At 43.4% G+C, this 17403-nt stretch carries 20 protein-coding genes; 15 read left to right on the top strand and 5 right to left on the bottom strand.

Annotated elements, in window-relative coordinates; all coding sequences use genetic code 11:
- Nucleotides 1-161: 161 nt before the first annotated feature.
- The gene (locus tag AC5ZC7_RS21050) at nucleotides 162-812 is read left to right on the top strand and encodes a collagen-like triple helix repeat-containing protein (RefSeq protein ID WP_496156922.1); all 651 of its coding nucleotides are present in this window, start codon (nucleotides 162-164) and stop codon (nucleotides 810-812) included.
- Nucleotides 813-907: 95 nt separating this feature from the next.
- On the opposite strand, the gene AC5ZC7_RS21045 is transcribed toward AC5ZC7_RS21050, so the two are convergent.
- A complete protein-coding gene (locus AC5ZC7_RS21045; RefSeq protein WP_496156923.1) occupies nucleotides 908-1924 on the bottom strand; it encodes a GntG family PLP-dependent aldolase in 1017 nt (338 codons plus the stop codon).
- 328 nt (nucleotides 1925-2252) lie between these two features.
- Here AC5ZC7_RS21045 and AC5ZC7_RS21040 point away from each other — a divergent pair, with 328 nt between their 5' ends.
- The 5 genes from AC5ZC7_RS21040 (at nucleotide 2253) to AC5ZC7_RS21020 (ending at nucleotide 6459) form a co-directional block, all read left to right on the top strand.
- The gene (locus AC5ZC7_RS21040) at nucleotides 2253-3110 is read left to right on the top strand and encodes a sigma-70 family RNA polymerase sigma factor (protein ID WP_012793808.1); all 858 of its coding nucleotides are present in this window, start codon (nucleotides 2253-2255) and stop codon (nucleotides 3108-3110) included.
- Nucleotides 3111-3269: 159 nt separating this feature from the next.
- Nucleotides 3270-4148 (top strand): DUF4249 family protein, encoded by an 879-nt coding sequence (locus AC5ZC7_RS21035; RefSeq protein WP_496156924.1) that lies wholly within the window; start codon nucleotides 3270-3272, stop codon nucleotides 4146-4148.
- A gap of 16 nt (nucleotides 4149-4164) precedes the next feature.
- Nucleotides 4165-5115, top strand: coding sequence for a thioredoxin-disulfide reductase (trxB, locus tag AC5ZC7_RS21030; protein WP_496156925.1), 951 nt, complete (start codon nucleotides 4165-4167; stop codon nucleotides 5113-5115).
- 135 nt (nucleotides 5116-5250) lie between these two features.
- Nucleotides 5251-5601 (top strand): dihydroneopterin aldolase, encoded by a 351-nt coding sequence (locus AC5ZC7_RS21025; protein ID WP_496156926.1) that lies wholly within the window; start codon nucleotides 5251-5253, stop codon nucleotides 5599-5601.
- 102 nt (nucleotides 5602-5703) lie between these two features.
- Entirely contained in the window at nucleotides 5704-6459 is a 756-nt protein-coding gene (locus AC5ZC7_RS21020; RefSeq protein ID WP_496156927.1) for a tetratricopeptide repeat protein, read from the top strand.
- Nucleotides 6460-6537: 78 nt separating this feature from the next.
- On the opposite strand, the gene AC5ZC7_RS21015 is transcribed toward AC5ZC7_RS21020, so the two are convergent.
- The gene (locus tag AC5ZC7_RS21015) at nucleotides 6538-7869 is read right to left on the bottom strand and encodes an MATE family efflux transporter (RefSeq protein ID WP_496156928.1); all 1332 of its coding nucleotides are present in this window, start codon (nucleotides 7867-7869) and stop codon (nucleotides 6538-6540) included.
- A 141-nt stretch (nucleotides 7870-8010) separates the two neighbouring features.
- On the opposite strand from AC5ZC7_RS21015, the gene AC5ZC7_RS21010 reads away from it, so the two are divergent.
- From AC5ZC7_RS21010 to AC5ZC7_RS20995, 4 genes are read left to right on the top strand one after another with little or no spacing between them, the layout of a single operon-like run.
- Entirely contained in the window at nucleotides 8011-8880 is an 870-nt protein-coding gene (locus tag AC5ZC7_RS21010; protein WP_496156929.1) for a DUF3822 family protein, read from the top strand.
- Entirely contained in the window at nucleotides 8871-9425 is a 555-nt protein-coding gene (locus AC5ZC7_RS21005; protein WP_496156930.1) for an RsmD family RNA methyltransferase, read from the top strand. The genes AC5ZC7_RS21010 and AC5ZC7_RS21005 overlap by 10 nt, the downstream gene beginning before the upstream one ends.
- Nucleotides 9426-9441: 16 nt before the next feature.
- A complete protein-coding gene (gene coaD, locus AC5ZC7_RS21000) occupies nucleotides 9442-9918 on the top strand; it encodes a pantetheine-phosphate adenylyltransferase (protein WP_496156931.1) in 477 nt (158 codons plus the stop codon).
- Between the two features lie 20 nt (nucleotides 9919-9938).
- Entirely contained in the window at nucleotides 9939-10370 is a 432-nt protein-coding gene (locus AC5ZC7_RS20995) for a hotdog fold thioesterase (protein ID WP_496156932.1), read from the top strand.
- Between the two features lie 53 nt (nucleotides 10371-10423).
- On the opposite strand, the gene AC5ZC7_RS20990 is transcribed toward AC5ZC7_RS20995, so the two are convergent.
- Nucleotides 10424-11044 carry an NUDIX domain-containing protein gene (locus AC5ZC7_RS20990; protein WP_496156933.1) on the bottom strand — a complete coding sequence of 207 codons (621 nt, stop codon included), beginning with the start codon at nucleotides 11042-11044 and terminating at the stop codon, nucleotides 10424-10426.
- Between the two features lie 146 nt (nucleotides 11045-11190).
- Between AC5ZC7_RS20990 and pyrE the strand changes: the two genes are divergently transcribed.
- The 3 genes from pyrE (at nucleotide 11191) to AC5ZC7_RS20975 (ending at nucleotide 12897) form a co-directional block, all read left to right on the top strand.
- Complete coding sequence (pyrE, locus tag AC5ZC7_RS20985) at nucleotides 11191-11826, top strand: orotate phosphoribosyltransferase (RefSeq protein WP_496156934.1); 636 nt, start codon at nucleotides 11191-11193, stop codon at nucleotides 11824-11826.
- Nucleotides 11827-11875: 49 nt separating this feature from the next.
- Entirely contained in the window at nucleotides 11876-12253 is a 378-nt protein-coding gene (locus tag AC5ZC7_RS20980; protein WP_496156935.1) for a cation transporter, read from the top strand.
- 188 nt (nucleotides 12254-12441) lie between these two features.
- Nucleotides 12442-12897, top strand: a complete 456-nt coding sequence (locus AC5ZC7_RS20975) for a hypothetical protein (protein WP_496156936.1) — start codon at nucleotides 12442-12444, stop codon at nucleotides 12895-12897.
- On the opposite strand, the gene AC5ZC7_RS20970 is transcribed toward AC5ZC7_RS20975, so the two are convergent.
- A complete protein-coding gene (locus AC5ZC7_RS20970; protein ID WP_496156937.1) occupies nucleotides 12883-13338 on the bottom strand; it encodes an LEA type 2 family protein in 456 nt (151 codons plus the stop codon). The two genes, AC5ZC7_RS20975 and AC5ZC7_RS20970, sit on opposite strands and share 15 nt — an antisense overlap.
- Before the next feature lie 404 nt (nucleotides 13339-13742).
- Between AC5ZC7_RS20970 and AC5ZC7_RS20965 the strand changes: the two genes are divergently transcribed.
- Together AC5ZC7_RS20965 and AC5ZC7_RS20960 are read left to right on the top strand one after the other, a co-directional pair.
- Nucleotides 13743-14369, top strand: coding sequence for a WbqC family protein (locus AC5ZC7_RS20965; protein WP_496156938.1), 627 nt, complete (start codon nucleotides 13743-13745; stop codon nucleotides 14367-14369).
- A 259-nt stretch (nucleotides 14370-14628) separates the two neighbouring features.
- Nucleotides 14629-16029 carry a type III PLP-dependent enzyme domain-containing protein gene (locus tag AC5ZC7_RS20960; RefSeq protein ID WP_496156939.1) on the top strand — a complete coding sequence of 467 codons (1401 nt, stop codon included), beginning with the start codon at nucleotides 14629-14631 and terminating at the stop codon, nucleotides 16027-16029.
- A 376-nt stretch (nucleotides 16030-16405) separates the two neighbouring features.
- Here AC5ZC7_RS20960 and AC5ZC7_RS20955 read toward each other — a convergent pair whose 3' ends face one another.
- Nucleotides 16406-17239, bottom strand: coding sequence for a hypothetical protein (locus tag AC5ZC7_RS20955; protein ID WP_496156940.1), 834 nt, complete (start codon nucleotides 17237-17239; stop codon nucleotides 16406-16408).
- Nucleotides 17240-17403: the final 164 nt, after the last annotated feature.

Here is a 17403-nt window from a genome sequence, read left to right as displayed (position 1 = left end):
GATGGAAATTTAAAGGACAATAATAGTAATCATACAGCGGTTCGATACAATTATCCGTGGAAATATGCCGAATAATAATTATTTGTGGCCGCCTACGATTTTAGACAGCTTCCTGCAGGCCGGCAGCTTATTTTGTCCGATAAATTAACACCCAAAGTATTATGAGAAACTTTTTTATCGGAAAATCCCCGTCCCCCAATGTATTGTTAACTGTATTGTTGATTGCCAGCTTATTCCTGATGTCTGCCTGTTCAAAGAAAGGCGATACCGGCCCAGCCGGGGCAACTGGTGCACAAGGTCCGGCAGGACCAACAGGTCCCAGGGGACCGGGCGCCATTTCAGGAACCTTCTCACTGGCTAATGCCGATTATATCCTGGACTACTGGACTATATCAACCGGAGCAGGCAGTGCACTGGGGATTACTGCCAGGACTTCTACTAAAATGTTGCCGGCTATCACAGCTGACATATTTACTACAGGTACGGTGTTGGTATATTTGAAAACGCCGGTGGGTTTGAACAGTACCAATACGGTGTGGTCGCCTTTGCCGTACGATATCCGTGGATTTAATACAGGGTATATTACCTCCATTAAATACAATTATGAGGCAGGAAAACTCAGGATCTATTATATGATCGTGCAAACGGATAGCGCACCTACGCAGGCCGTTCCGAGCGTAGCAACAATGACCATTCCTGCTTATGATTACAAGTATGTGATAATTCCGGGAACCGCCGCAGCCAGGGCCAGCAGTGGTGTTGATCTGAGCGATTACAATGCAGTAGCGAAATACTATAATCTGAAGGACTAAGTCGTTAGCTATTAGGTATTGGCCATTAGCTATTAGCGATTAACGGCTGGCCATAGGCGGCTAACTGCTAATAGCTAATAGCTAGGACCAGCTGCTTACGCCATTGCTGCAATAATATCGCAGGTGGTAGCTATCATGTCTGCTGTTACGTCCAGGTGGGTAACTATTCTGACTTGTGTAGGGGAGATGGCCATCACCAGGATGCCTTTTTTCTTCAGGTAATCAGCGAACAACTGGGGTGTCCAGTCGCCGGTTACTTCAAAAATGAGGATATTGGTTTCTACGGGCAGCATATGTCCTACGAAAGATTTCTCCAGTAGCGCCTGTGCCAGTTGCTTGGCGTGCAGGTGGTCTTCTGCCAGCCGGGCGATATTATTTTCCATGGCATAAATGCCGGTAGCTGCCATGTAGCCGGCTTGTCTTAAGCCGCCACCGAACTTTTTGCGGATACGTCTGGCCGATTTGATAAAGGCTTCGCTGCCCATCAATACAGAGCCCATGGGACATCCCATGCCTTTGTTGAGGCAAACGGAAATACTGTCAAACAGTTGGCCGTATGTTTTGGGATCCTGGCCGGTGGCTACGAGTGCATTGAAGAGACGGGCGCCATCCAGGTGCAGTGCCAGGCCGTGTTGTTTACAAACATCGCCGATCTTCACCATTTCTTCCCAGTCGTAGCAACAGCCACCACCGCGGTTAGAAGTATTCTCCAGGCAAACCAGGCTGGTGCGCGCTTTATGGACATCATCCGGGTTGATGGCTGCTTCCACCTGTGCCGCGCGGATCATGCCACGGTCGCCAATAACAGGGTGTACCTGTGCGCCGGAATTAAAAGCGATGCCGCCGCCTTCATAAATGTATACATGTGCAAGATTACTGCAAACCACTTCGTCACCCGGCAACGTATGTACTTTAATGGCAATTTGGTTACTCATTGTGCCGGAAGGGCAGTACAAGGCTGCCTCTTTGCCAAAATAAGCTGCCATCATGGCTTCCAGTTTATTGATGCTGGGGTCTTCACCGAAAACGTCATCACCGGTTTCTGCCTGCAACATGGCCTGTAACATGCCAGGGCCGGGACGTGTAAAAGTGTCGCTTCTAAAGTCAATCATTTTATTGAAAAATTTGCAACGGCTTAACAATTAAATTAGTTAAGATGTTAATTTAAATATGATTCTTTATCAATTGTTAAAATTTGTATAAACCATCGCTTTTAGAGGACTAAAGCACTATAAAATTCCGTTATAAAACTGTACTTTGTTATATGGCTGACAAATATAAGAAGGATTTGGTAGAGTGATTGGTTAGCACGATCTTTGCAGACTTATTTTTGAACAAACGAATAATGCGCGGGAAACTTTGTAAGTTAATAATTTTAAAAATTCGAACAAAAAATTTCTTCCGCTGTTATTTTATTTATAAACCAATACAATTTTTCATATGAGGCAACTTAAAATTGCCACCCAGATCACCAATCGTGATTCGCAGGCGGTAGAAAAGTACCTGCAGGAAATCTCGAAGATCCCTTTGTTAACACCCGAGGAGGAGACCGTTTTGGCGCAGCGCATTAAAATGGGCGATCAAAAGGCTCTTGAAAGATTGACTACAGGAAACTTACGTTTCGTTGTTTCTGTTGCAAAGCAGTATCAACATCAGGGGCTCAGCCTCAGTGACCTTATTAATGAAGGTAATCTTGGCTTGATCAAAGCGGCACAACGTTTCGATGAAACGAAAGGTTTCAAATTTATTTCCTATGCAGTTTGGTGGATTCGCCAATCCATCCTGCAGGCGTTAGCGGAACAAGGTCGTCTTGTTCGTCTGCCGCAAAATAAAATTGGCACTTATAATAAGGCTAACAAAGCTTATATGGCATTTGAGCAGGAAAACGAGCGTGAACCTTCTACCGAGGAACTCGCAGAAATCCTGGAAATGTCTGAATCAGAAATAAACAATATCTTCCAGAGCAATACCCGCCACATGTCATTGGATGCACCTGTGCACGAGGCAGAAGACGTAGCGATGGGCGACTTGCTGGAAGGTGGAGATATTACTGATGACGATGTTATGAGAGATTCTCTCCGTGAAGAAATACGCAGGGTATTGAAATCCCTGAGTCCTCGGGAGGCGGAAATTGTGAATGCTTATTTTGGTCTGGATGGTGAAAACGGCGCAACAATCGAACAAATCGGTCAGAAATATGATCTGACTAAAGAAAGAATCAGGCAGATTAAAGAACGTGCTATCAAAAGGCTGCAGAAAGCCCGCTATAGTGGCGCATTGAAATCTTACCTGGGATAAATTCTTTTACTCCGTTGGTTATTTTGATATTTATCTGCTTAAATAACAGAAATGACCTTTTGGATAAATCTACTAATCCTCTTTATTCTATAAGAACACCGGCCTTGTAAATACATGGCCGGTGTTCTTATTTAGTTGACACCCCTTATTTTTGCAGCTATGCGCTATACGCTCTTCCTTATACCGGTTGTACTTATCTTTTCCGCCTGTGAAAAAGATATTACCGTGAACCTGCCTGTGCAGGAGCCACAACTGGTAGTGGAAGGCAAATTCGAGAATGGCAGATACCCGGAAGTGGTGCTTACCCATAGCCTGAATTTTTTTTCAAAAATAGCGCCTGCTACTTTACTGAACGCCTTTGTACATAACGCATTGGTCACCGTTTCAGACGGCAGTAAAACAATGACCCTGTACGAACAGGCAGTAGACTCAGGTAACACAAAGTTCTTTATTTACAAACCAGATAACAGGCTAGCCAGTGATAACTTCACCGGAAAATTGGCAGGGACTTATACCTTACGCATTCAGGCTGACAATAAGGCATATGAATCCGTGACAACCATACCCTCCCGGGGCATGAAACTGGACTCTATCTGGTGGAACCTGGTAGTGCTGGAAAACGACAGTGCAAAAGGCCGCTTATGGGTACGGATAACGGATTCACCTGAATTTGGCAATTATGGCCGGTACTTTACCCGGCGTAATAAAGAGCCGTTTCTACCAGGGCTCACGTCTGTCATAGATGACCAACTGGTGAACGGCACAACATTTGAAATTCCTGTGGACGCAGGGGTGAATAAGAATGAGAAACTTGATGTGACAAACTATGCATTCTTCAACCTGGGTGATACCGTAACCATGAAGTTTTGTAATATTGACAAAGCTACCTGGGATTTCTGGCGAACACTCGACTTTGCATATAACAGTAACGGTAATCCTTTCTCATCACCTACAAAAATACTGGGCAATATTCCCGGTGCATTGGGCTACTGGGGAGGTTATGCAGTAACCTATAAATCAATTATTATTAGCAAGTAATTATACAGCAAAAAGTATGGAAAACAAGCAACAAGAGCATGTGCATTTACTGATCATCGGTTCCGGACCTGCCGGTTATACCGCTGCTATTTATGCCGCGAGAGCCAACCTTAAACCAGTATTATACCAGGGTATTCAACCCGGCGGACAATTAACCATCACCACAGAAGTTGAAAACTATCCTGGTTATCCGGAAGGTATTCAAGGTCCTGAAATGATGGTGGATTTCGAAAAACAAGCTACCCGCATGGGGGCTGATATCCGCTACGGTATGGCTACATCCGTGGATTTCAGCAAACAACCCTATAAAGTAATCATTGATGAAGAGAAGGAAATTACTGCCGATGCCATCATCATCGCTACAGGTGCTTCCGCCAAATGGCTGGGCATTCCTTCTGAACAACGTCTGAATGGTAGCGGTGTTTCTGCCTGCGCCGTTTGTGACGGATTCTTCTTCCGTGGTAAGGAAGTGGCCATCGTAGGCGCCGGTGATACCGCCGCTGAAGAAGCCCTCTACCTCTCTAAAATGTGCAGCACCGTGCATATGCTGGTACGCCGCGATGAAATGCGCGCTTCCAAAGTAATGCAGGACCGCGTACTGAAAACTTCTAACATCATCGTTTACTGGAACTCAGAAACAGATGAAGTATTGGGAGATAAGAAAGTAGAAGGTATCCGCATCTACAATAATAAAACAAAAGATAAGAAAGATGTGCCGGTAAGCGCATTCTTCGTAGCCATCGGCCACCAGCCTAATTCAGCTATCTTCAAAGATTACCTGGAACTGGATGAGCAGGACTATATCGTAACTGTACCTGGCTCCAGCCGTACTACCGTAGAAGGCGTATTTGCCTGCGGCGATGTACAGGATAAAATATATCGTCAGGCAGTAACTGCTGCTGGTAGCGGATGTATGGCCGCTCTGGATGCAGAAAGATATTTATCTGCAAAAGAACACCACCAATAATAGAAGAATTATGAATTACAAATTGCGAATTACGGATTTGTGGAGAGATGGTAAACGCGAATATTACTTCCGCTTATATCTTCTCACAAAATCGTAATTCGTAATTTGTAATTCGTAATTATCAATTCCTCTCTTATGCTTACTATTGCCCTCGAACAGGCTACTTTCTATGCCTATCATGGTTTATATCCGGAAGAAACCATTATTGGTAATCACTTCGTATTAGACATTGCCGTTCGTATACCCGGCACCGTTGTAATTGACGATTTGTCTGAAACCGTGAACTATCAGGGTATTTATGAGATTGCTGCCACCATCATGGCCACTCCGAAACCCTTACTGGAAGAAGTCGTGTATGCATTATCCGGAGCACTGAAACAACGCTATCCCGCTATTCAACATAGTATCGTTACGCTTCGTAAAATGAACCCGCCTATGGGAGCCAGTATCCGCAACTCCCTCGTTTCACTGGAGAAAGATTACTAACCCGCTTTTTTTGGTATATGCGTGATGTTTCTCATTTGTAATTTCCGTAAATTTATACCAGGTAGTTAATCAATAAAATTTTCACGCTGTAAAACCTGTCCTATGTTGAAACGGATCATGGCAGTTTGCTTTTTGTTATCTGCAGCCCTATGGGTAAAGGCGCAGAGTGTCAGTGAAATGGTGGAAGAAGCCAGGCAGCTGGAAAAACAAATGAAGGAAAGCGAAGCATTCGAAAAAGATAAAGACATCCTTAAAATACAACCTACAGAACTGGATGCATTGAATCAGGCCAGCCAGTTATGCTCCCGTATAGGTAACAGACAAAAAAGCAAAGACGATAAAGTTAACTACTTCAATATGGCCAAAAGCTACGCGCAGCAGGCCCTGAAAGTAAATCCAAATAACCCGGACGCTAACTTATCTATGGCCATTGCCATGGGACGTATGGCCCTTATCTCCGGTGCAAAAGATAAAGTAGCCGCCTCCAAAGACGTTAAAAAATATGCAGAACTGGCTATTAAATTCAATCCTTCCCTGGCACAAGCCTATCATGTACTCGGTAAATGGAACTTTGAAGTGGCCAACCTGAACGCCTTTGAAAGAGGCGCCGCTAAAATGTTGTTTGGTGGCCTGCCCGATGGATCCCTGCAAAATGCCATCAACAATTATGAGAAATGCCGGCAGCTGGATCCCGGTTTCCTGCTCAACTATTATGAGCTGGCCCGCGCCTACAAAGAAAATGATCAGCAAGACAAAGCCATCGAAGTACTGAAGAAAGCACTCACCCTCCGCAATGTTGTTTATGACGACGCCACTACCAAAATGGATTGCAAAAAGATGCTGGACGATTTGCAATAGCCGTTAGCTATTAGCTTATAGCCGTTAGGTTACTCGCGATAATGGCTTTGCGCTTTTAGCTTTATGCTTTCAGCTTTTCTATATTTCTTTGCCTTTCCATTTGCCGCTGCGCAAATACCAATAGCTGATGCCGAAGATGATGATCCAGTAAATGAAGTCTGCTCCCCAGGCCCATTGTAACTCACTGCGCATTCTTTCAATCACAATATCACAATACAGCAGGTAGCCAATAACGGCGGCAATTTCCGTTATCAGGTTAATACGGGTGTTGCCGGTACCTATTACCCCACTCATGACTACCGCTGCTACTGCCATCAGAATAGTACTCAGGGTAATAATGCGTATAGAAGGAATAGCGGCTGCAATTAGGTCTGCATTGGTGGTATAAATATGCAGTAACGTATAAGGAAACAGGTTTACCAGTATACACACCGTTGCCGCACAAGCCAGGCTGAGAATCACAATCTTCCGGATTGCAGTGAATACCAGCTCCGGTCGCCCCTGACCAATAATATTACTTACCATCGTATTGCAGGCTGCTGCTAACGCCCAGGTGAATATGCCGAAGAACCCAAAAATGCTGCGTAACATATTAGACACCGCCAGCGGGCGCTCTCCCAGGTGTTCAATGAAAATGAAGAAAACAAACCAGCTGCCAATGCTGAAAAGAAATTGTACAATCAAAGGCGCTGATACATTCAGGATATTCCTGACAATACCCCAGTTCAAACGGAGATAACGGAACAAGCTGTATTTCACATGATAACGTTGGATGAACAAAATGCTGAAAGCCACCCCAAAGCCTGTCATCTCTGCGATGATAGAAGCGGTGGCCGCACCATTCAATCCCATGGCCACAAAGCCCAGTTTACCAAATATGAGGGTATAATCAAAGAAGATGTTGACCAGTTCCTGGAACAGGGAAGTGATAATCAATACTTTGGAATGACCACTACCAATATAAAACGCATTGGCCATATTCAGCACCATCAGGAAAGGAAGCCCCCAGATACGGATACGTATAAACGAAACAGCGGCCGTATATATATGGTGGTCATGCAGGCTTTTGGAAAAGAACCAGGGCGCTGCCAGCAACGTCAGTAAAATAGCCAATAGGGAGAAGCAAATGCCCACCTGCAGGCCATTGGAAAAAAGCTGCCCGATCCCGGCATACTGGCCTTGTCCTGCCCGGCGGGCAATCAATACCTGCATCCCATTGTTGAGGCCATAGGCGATCATATACATTACCAGGTAATAAATACCAGCAATACCGTTGGCTGCCAGCTCAAATTCTCCCAGGCGGCCCAGGAAGGCCGTATTGGTAATATGATTGATTTGCGGGATAATAAGGGCCAGGCATATAGGTCCTGCGATTTTTATAATCTGCCGCGTAGTAGCTTCCAGTTGCATGAATCTTTTGCTGAATTGAGGGTGTAAAAACAAAGATATGGCTATATGTTGATCATCTACCTTATATAAAACAACAAAACGCCCTCACCAATTAACTAAATTGGTTATTATTGTAATTCATTTGAAAGGTAACATATGCCCGTGGCTTATAACATCCATCCTGCATTTACAGTAGACGATGAAACACTGCTGGAAACTGATCTCACCGCCTGTTATTTATTGGTACTGGTAGGTAGTGGCACCTTTAGTTATGTGGTATACGATCCGGCAGCCAGGAAGTTTCTGGCATTGAAGTCTTATCATTTTACGCCCCGGAAGATGGCGCTGGCCGACCTGGAAATGATAGAACAGGTATTTGATACCGACAAACTGCTGTTTACTGCATTCAAATCCATCCTGCTGGCCTTTAACACCGGTAACGGTGTATTGGTGCCGCATATGTACTATATGCCTTCCATGAAAAAAGACTACCTGCACCTGGCTATGCCCGAGAAGGTACAGGAAGCGATTCTGTCGGATTTACTGCCCGGATTACCCATGGTTAATATATACAGCGTAGATAAAGACCTGCTCGGATTTTTGCGGAAAGAGTTTTCTACTGATTTGGTTATTCACGCTAATTCAGCCCTGTTGCAGTCCTATCCAATGGACTTCGACTTTCAGGCTGCTAACGGAGTGGCCTTTGTGGAGGTGGAACAACATACCTTTACAGTGACGGTATATGCCGGCGGGAAACTGCTGATACAACAGGAAGCGGATTACCAGACCGGGTTGGATGTGGTGTACGGCGTTGTGAATATACTGCGTCAGCTGGGACTGGATGAGCAAACAGCCAAAGTAAAGCTGGGCGGAATCGTAGCCACAGATGCGGGCGTATACCAGGAAATGTACAAATTCATTCCGCACCTGGAATGGATGCAACGACTACCGGGTTTCAACTACATTACTAAAATGCAGGAAATACCGGGTTATTATTTTCATAATTTATATGCGTTAGCGTTATGCGTATAATCGGAGGAGCTAGTGGAGGAAGAAAGATACAACCACCTGCAAAAATGCCGCATACCCGCCCTACTACTGATCTGGCAAAGGGAGGGTTGTTTAATATTATAGAGAACAATCTCGATATTCCATCTTTAAAAACACTGGATATTTTTGGAGGTACCGGTAGCATCAGTTATGAACTGGCTTCCAGGGGCGCAACGGACATGACCATCGTGGAAAAAGACCCTGCCATGGCGGCTTTTATTAGTAAAACTGCCCTGGGTTTAGGAATTACCACCCTGAAAACGGTAAAAATGGACGTTTTCAAGTACCTGGAGCATTGCACAGAGAAATTTGATCTGATTTTTGCCGATCCGCCATATATGATGGAAAACCTGGACCAGCTGCCACTACTGGTGTTTGAAAAAGAACTGCTGCATCCGGAAGGTTGGCTCGTAGTGGAGCATACCCAACACGGGAAGTTCCAGGACTATTCTTATTATCGGTCTGAAAGAAATTATGGCGCTACGGTTTTCTCTATTTTTATTAACCGCGAAGCTTTGAAACGCTGACAGTAATTTATACATCATGAGGACTTGTTTATTCCCGGGCACATTCGATCCCATTACATTGGGCCATACGGATGTAATTAACCGTGGGCTCGATTTGTTTGACCGCCTGGTGGTGGGCATCGGTGTTAACAGTAGCAAAACGCCTATGTTTGCATTGGAAGAACGGATGGCGTGGATCCGGGAAATTTATAAAGATGATACCCGCGTGGAGGTTACTTCCTACTCGGGGCTTACGATAGATTTTTGTAAGAAGATAGATGCCCGTTTTATTTTACGCGGCATTCGCAACATCGGTGACTTTGAATATGAGAAAGCTATTGCCGATGTAAACCGGACACTGGCACCTGGTATTGAAACCATTTTTTTAAGCACCGCATTACAGTATTCAAGTATCGCTTCCACCTTGGTGAGAGATATTTACCGTTATGGGGGAGACGTAACGTCTTTTCTGCCAAAGGAAGTAGTAGAAGGGATAAAGCGCATTAAGCAATAATTTTTTTAAAGTAAACTGATATGAAAACGATCTGGCATTCTACCCAAATTTCATTGGACCAGCTGAACGAAATGGGCGATGCAACCATGGCGGCGTATTTGGGAATGGAGTTCACTGAAATAGGGCCGGATTATCTTAAAATGATGATGCCGGTAGATCACAGAACCGTACAGCCGTATGGGTTATTACATGGCGGTGCTTCTGCCGCCCTGGCAGAAACAGTGGGCAGTATGGCCTCAGGGTTAATTATTGACCCCGAAAAACAGATTTGTGTAGGAATGGAGATAAATGCCAATCATGTCAGAGGGGTAAGGAGTGGTTATGTTCATGCCTGTGCCAGACCTTTGCATATTGGCGCCAACAGTCATGTTTGGGATATTCGCATCACAGACGACCAGCATAAACTGGCATGCGTAAGCCGGCTCACCGTGGCTATCCTGGCTAAACGCTGATATGGACAGGAGATTTAATGCGGCGTTGGCAGCATTAAATCTCCTGCAACAACTTACAGGTCGGAAGCCCTGAATACTTCCCGTATATTCTCGTAGGAGAATTTCAGGTATTTGTCTACATGCTCCGGCTTCACCCATTGCACATCCTGTATATCTTCTTCTATTTGTGGTACCGTTAATTCAGTGCCGGTAAACTGCATACGGTACCAATGGGTATGTTTTAACACCTTTTTATTTTTCATGGGATAGTAGTGGTAGGTTTCAATGATTTTATTTTCCAATGAAACGTTGTGCAGGCCTGTTTCTTCAGCTACTTCACGGAGTGCGCAGGTTTCAAGGTCTTCTCCCGGATCCTGTTTACCCTTTGGCAAATCCCATTTACCTCTGCGGAACATCATCAATACCTCTCCGGCAGGATTGGTAACGAGGCCACCGGCCGCTACCAGCGTGGTAAAGTGCAGGGATACCTTTTTGAAGAGTTGCTTTACATCCGGGGCAATAAAAACGGCTGCTTCTTTTTTACCATCTTCCAGTTTCTGTAATACACTTTCCATTTTTTCGGGATTGGGATTGTCGTATACTTTCACTTTTGTAAAGTGTGCTGGAATCGTGTCAGTATCGGCACTCAATAGGAGTGGTCGTTCGTTGAGGTAGATCGTAATAGTTGCTTGCATGCCGCAAATTTAGAGAATTACGAATTACGAATTACGAATTACGGATTTGTGAGAAGATAAACGAGAATAATTGTATTCGCTAATATCTTCTCACAAATCCGTAATTCGTAATTCGTAATTCGTAATTCTTTATCTTTGGCGATTGTATGAGTAAAGTAAGCGAAAAACAAGTTGCAGAAAAGTTACTGCAGGTGCAGGCCGTAAAGTTAAGCCCTGCACAGCCTTTTACATGGGCTTCCGGCTGGAAATCACCGATATATTGCGATAACAGGAAAATTTTATCTTTTCCATATGTACGCGATTACATTAAATCTGAATTGTGCAACCTGGTATTCGAAACTTTCCCGGATGCAGCAGTGATTGCCGGTGTAGCTACCGCAGGTATTCCTCATGGTGCACTGGTAGCGGATCAGTTGAAACTGCCTTTTATTTATGTGAGATCCAAGCCTAAAGAACATGGTATGGGTAACCAAATAGAAGGGGTGTTGCAACCAGGTCAGCCGGTGGTTGTGGTAGAAGACCTGATTTCTACGGGTAAAAGCAGCCTGGAAGCGGTACAAGCCATTCGTGCTGCAGGTGGAGAAGTAGTTGGTATGGTGTCCATCTTCAACTATGGCTTTGATGTAGCGGTGAAAGCTTTTGAAGCAGCGGGTGTACCTTTCCATTCTCTCAGCAATTACAGCGCAATGATTGCCCTGGCAGAAGAGAAAGGAATTGTTTCTGCTGATGAAATCGCCACTTTACAAGCCTGGAGAAGTGCGCCGGATCAATGGGGCAAGTAGTTAATTGTATATCATATTTTTTGTATATTCGGGTATTAATATTATAACTATGCGTATCCTAAAATTAGTAATGTTGTTCCTGGTGGCCAGTGTAGGTATGGCAATGGCGCAGCAGAAGCAAAAGGCTATTGAAACGGTAAAAATCAATACACCTACCGTACAATGCGAGTCCTGCAAGAACCGTATTGAAAGATATATGTTGCAGGAAGAAGGTATTCAATCTACGAAAGTTGATTTTAAAAAGCACATCACTACGGTAAAATATTTTACTGATCGTACCAATGTGGAGAATATCAAAACTGGTATTGCCAATGCGGGATACGATGCAGATAACGTGACTGCTAATCCTGAATCTTATGCAAAACTGCCAACCTGCTGCAAGAAGCCGGAAGATGGTGGTGGCATGGCCAAGGAGAAGAAAAACTAATATCGTCATTGCCTTTAGTCTTTGATTTAGCGTGAAAACGGTAAATAACGGCTAAAGGCAATTTTATTTGTAGCAGCCCCTGACAATATATCATCTTAAAAGCTACTGTTATTCCCATTCTGTTCAATCCGCTGAAACATCATCTTACTGCGCTTCGGCAGGCATTTTCCCATTATCAGCCCACTGATTTGTTTGTTCATTTGCTGGCCCTGGGTGGGTCGCAAATGGATATGTATGTAGGGCATCTTGCCCCGGAAGCTATTTTCGGGGAGGTAAGGGGGCAGTTGAAAGCTGCTGGCGTAATTAGCCGCCCTGATTATGAAGCTTACCTGGCACAAAGGAATCACTATGCCACGGTGGTGCTGTCTGATACTTCCAAATGGATATTACGGCTGGCAGCAGATAAGGAATGTTACATACATCTTCATCCGGGAAGGTATAGTCCCCATACGCTCCGGGTGAAGGCTACGGCACTTAAAACAGCGTTGGCCTGGTGGGTGGCGGGGCAGCATCACACATTAACCGGCCATTTGCTGGAAGATCTGAACCAGGTAAGAAAGGGAATAGGATTGTCGCCGCTTAGAAATGCAGCGGAAAGTAACCATATCCTGGAAATAATGGCTTTATTATCAGAAGAAGTTTAAGGCTTGTTTGGTTTCGCATTTAATAGGGAAGGGTAGGAAAATGCCGCCTTTACCTACTTTACAATTCCCTGTAGCTTTGATGGTCACCTCTTTATTGGAAAATGCGCTGAGGGCATTTTTGAAGACATTGCCCATATTTACCTCCAATTTTACCGGAAAGTAAAAAGTATCCCTGGCGGGGATAGCGATGGTAGTATCCTGCATTGAATGGCCGACTTCGGTATCGTCAATAAATAAATCGAAGTTGGCATCTTTTAACTGGAGACGGAAATTATTGGGATTGTAATATGCCAGGGTCATCCGTACAATACTTTTGCTCATACCAAGCTCTGCCAAATCAATACCGGCTACTCTTACAAACTGTAAATCTTTCGTTTTTTCGCAAGAGCTTGCTACTCCCCAAATGGCAAAAACAACTATTATGATGCGCAAAAATTTCATCGGCCGACCAGGTATTTTAATTTATGTCAAACCTACTGCAAAGGTTTTAGTTATCAAAAAAGAGAAATTGAATTGGGAAACTTTTAACGGAGTGATAAAAGGCGGGTAGAAGAATAAAATATTAAACACATATAAATAAAAAGGTGTTTTAAAAAAATAGCTTATCTTCACATTTCCTCCTCTGTTCGCTAAAAATGAACAAAAAAGCAACTAATTTCTTTAGTATTTTTGCATTTCGGTAACTTTTGACGAAAGTAATGGCGTGCTAATTATTTTAGCATATGATTAATATTTCTATGAGCTGTTAATCATTCACTTAAAGTTAATTGTTAAGTATTTATGTATAAGTGATTGTCAGGTGAGATAAACCATTTTCGCACACCGGGCTATAAAATTTTGACATTATGACAGAGAATGCAGGAGAGAAGGTATTATTGATTGAATCTCAATATTTTCCACCAATTGATGCATATAAAGCTTTAGTTAAACACGACATATTACAGATAGAGAAATATGAGCACTATCAAAAGCTCAGTTACAGGAACCGTTGTTATGTAGCGGGGCCAAATGGCAGGATGATTTTAAGCGTGCCTTTATCGAGAGGCAAGAATCAGCGGACGGTGATGAAGGATGTCCGGATCAGCAATGAGGAGAAATGGCAGGGTTTGCATTGGAAAACGCTGGTGTCTGCTTATCGTCGCTCTCCCTGGTTTGAATATTATGAAGCCGAGTTACAGGAATTGTATGAGCAGCCATTTACCTTTTTACTGGACTGGAACCTCGCTTGTTTTGAATGGGCCAATAGCAAGCTCGGCATTAATGTACCGGTTTTTTTTACAGAAAGTTATCAGAAAGAAGTAGTGGGCGTAACAGATGCCAGGGAAAGTATTTTGCCGGGAGCGGAAACCACCGGCGAACCCGAATACACCCAGGTATTCCAGGACCGCACCGGGTTTATTCCTGGGTTGAGCGTGCTGGACCTGCTTTTTTGCGAAGGGAAACAGGCGCTGGAAGTCATCAAACAAGGTTAAATAAATAGGGAACAATATTATTTAACTAGCTGACTTGTAATTGTTTGTATATTTGCCGGGGTAATTGTGCTGTTTTAAGCAATACCTCCCGAAAAAAATTGAGGTGGCAATCAACAAAATATTTAGATTTGCAACCTATTTTGCTGGGGTTCGAACTGACGTAGGTGTGTAAACCAGGAGTTTCCCAGTGAGGGAAAAAAGGAATGTTATCCTGTTTTTTTTTCTATTACTAATTCCTAAAATTCATTTGTAGTACTAAATGAACAACACCTACACAGACCTCGTTAAACAGACCTTTGAATTTCCCCAGGAGGGCTTTGAAGTAAAAGACAACTACCTGGAGTTTAATGGTTTGGACATTAAGGCTTTGATTGACAAGTATGGAACACCGTTTAAGTTGACCTACCTTCCTAAAATCGGGATGCAGATCAATAAAGCAAAGAAAATGTTCCATGATGCTATCAAAAAGAACAGGTACGATGGAGAGTATTTCTATTGTTATTGTACTAAAAGCTCGCATTTCTCCTTTATAATGGAAGAAACGCTGAAGCATGGGGTGCACATTGAAACTTCTTTTGCTTATGATATTGACATCGTCAATAAGCTGTACGAGCGGAAAAAGATCAACAAGGATACCTTCGTGATTTGTAATGGTTTTAAGACCAAAGCCTATACCAGGGCTATTGCACGATTAATCAACAGTGGATTTAAGAATGTAATACCTGTTCTGGATAATAAAGAGGAGCTGGAAGACTACAAACGGAATGTTAGAACGAAAGACAAAGTGAAGCTGGGGCTGCGCGTAGCAGCGGAAGAGGAGCCAAGTTTTGATTTCTATACCTCCCGTTTAGGTATTCCTCCGCGCGATATCCTGGAGTATTATGTGGATAAACTGAAAGGCAATGAGAAGTTTGAGCTGAAAATGCTGCACTTCTTTATGAATAAAGGGATCAAGGACGATATCTACTACTGGAGCCAGTTTAACCGTGTAATGAATCTCTACTGCCAACTGAAGAAGATCTGTCCGGAGCTGGATAGCATCAACGTTGGTGGTGGTTTCCCGATTAAACACTCTTTAGGTTTCGATTACGACTATAATTACATTGTGAATGAAATTGTAGCCAATATCAAAAGCATGTGTAAAAAGAACAAGGTACCCGTACCTAACATTTACACAGAGTTTGGTTCCTTTACTGTGGGAGAGAGTGGTGCCGTTATTTATAGCGTGGTAGGTGAGAAAATGCAGAACGACAGGGAATCCTGGTATATGATTGATAGCTCTTTCATTACCACTTTACCGGATACCTGGGGCATTGGTGAGAAGTTCCTGATGTTGCCTATTAATAAATGGGACCAGGAATACCAGGAGGTACATCTCGGTGGACTTACCTGCGATGGATACGATTTTTACACATCTGAGGAACATATAAATGCGGTATTTCTGCCTAAGCAACAGGCATCAGGCGAGCCGCTGTATATTGGATTTTTCCATACAGGCGCCTACCAGGATCAGCTTAGCGGATATGGCGGTATTAAGCACTGTCTCATTCCTTCACCTAAGCATGTGATTGTGGGGTACGACAAAAACGGTCAGCTGAAAGATTGGTTGTATGCGAAGGAGCAGACTTCCCAGAGCATGTTAAAGATTTTGGGTTATTAAAAAAATGGGTTAGTAATCCTACTGAAAGCCCCCCGATTATTCGGGGGGCTTATTTTTTTTCATTTTTTTCTCTCAGTATAAAAAAAAGGCTTTCATTTTAGTGAAAGCCCTATCATGGCATAGGTTAGATGATATTCACCGGCATAAGGAAAATAGGAGATGAATATTGAATGCTGCAAAGATATACTTCTCCTTTGCCACTGATAAGCCCCGAAAGTTGTAATTTTTTCTAATCTTGTTTTAATGGAAATACTTGCATTAGCAACAATATATTATCATATTGACCGAAAACGATACAAATGGTAATATTTACTTATCAATAAAGTATGTAAAATGATAATATGATTGCTTTGTTGTATAACACAGATGTGTAGTTCTAGGCTTCTTTAGAGTCGTTGAGGTAGTCAATGGCTGTACCACATTGCTTTTCAATTTCTGTAAAGCATACTTCCAGTAATTCGAGTTCTCCTTTTATGAAGGCAGATTTGCCGGAGCGGGAAAATCCTTTCACCAGCAGGAATTGTTTGGTCAGGTGTTGGTTGATCAGGGAGAGGTGCTGTTGCTGCTTTTCGGCAGTTCGCTTCTGCTCCATGGATATAATGTTGCGGTAATACTGTCCCAGTGCCCTGATGAGGAACAGCAGGTACATACCTACAATTAATGGATTGGCGAGGTATTGAAAGGCGGAAGAATATCCCGGACTAACGTATATGGATATATTATTGAGCTTTATCCAGGCGATGGCTACCAGGTAGCTACAGAGAATCAGGCTCCAGGTGAGTGCCAGGGTTAAATTCACCGTAATATAGCAAAGTAAAATACTCATCACCCATATCATGGTATACTTTGGACTGAGGTCCTGGTTATTCAGCAGCGAGGAAATGATGGGAATACATAAGGTAATGAAGGAAGTGAACAGCCCTACTTTTTTGGCCGGCATCCCCTTTCTCAGTAGGCAAAGACATAATATCAGGCAGCAGATCATCAGGGGAATGAGCAGCATGTTGACGATGTTTTGACTCAGCATATTGATGAAGAGAATGGTCATCAACATAACAATGTAAAAAAAGGCGTAGTCAAAGATGAGTTTGATTTTTGCCTGCTCGTAAGTGTTTTCCGTGTGAAGGATCACTTGCCCAATCACCCTTTTCTCGGTGTTCAGGTAAATACTTTTTATAAATAACCAGCCTTGTCGGAAGAGCTTTGCCATGGTTGCGCGCTTAGAGAGGCAAATTATTATATAATAAAGTACCGGGAATTCAACGTTTGTGTGAATTATACACAGCTAATAGCATTTAGCTATTAGTTTTCAGCAAAAAAATACCGCATAACGGATGAGTACGGCATAAAAAGAACAACCCCGCCAAGGCGGGG

The sequence above is a fragment of the Chitinophaga sp. 9-1-y genome (genome assembly GCF_059511905.2).
The sequence above is the reverse complement of the archived record's forward strand: the minus strand, read 5'-3'. Positions and strand labels throughout refer to the sequence as shown.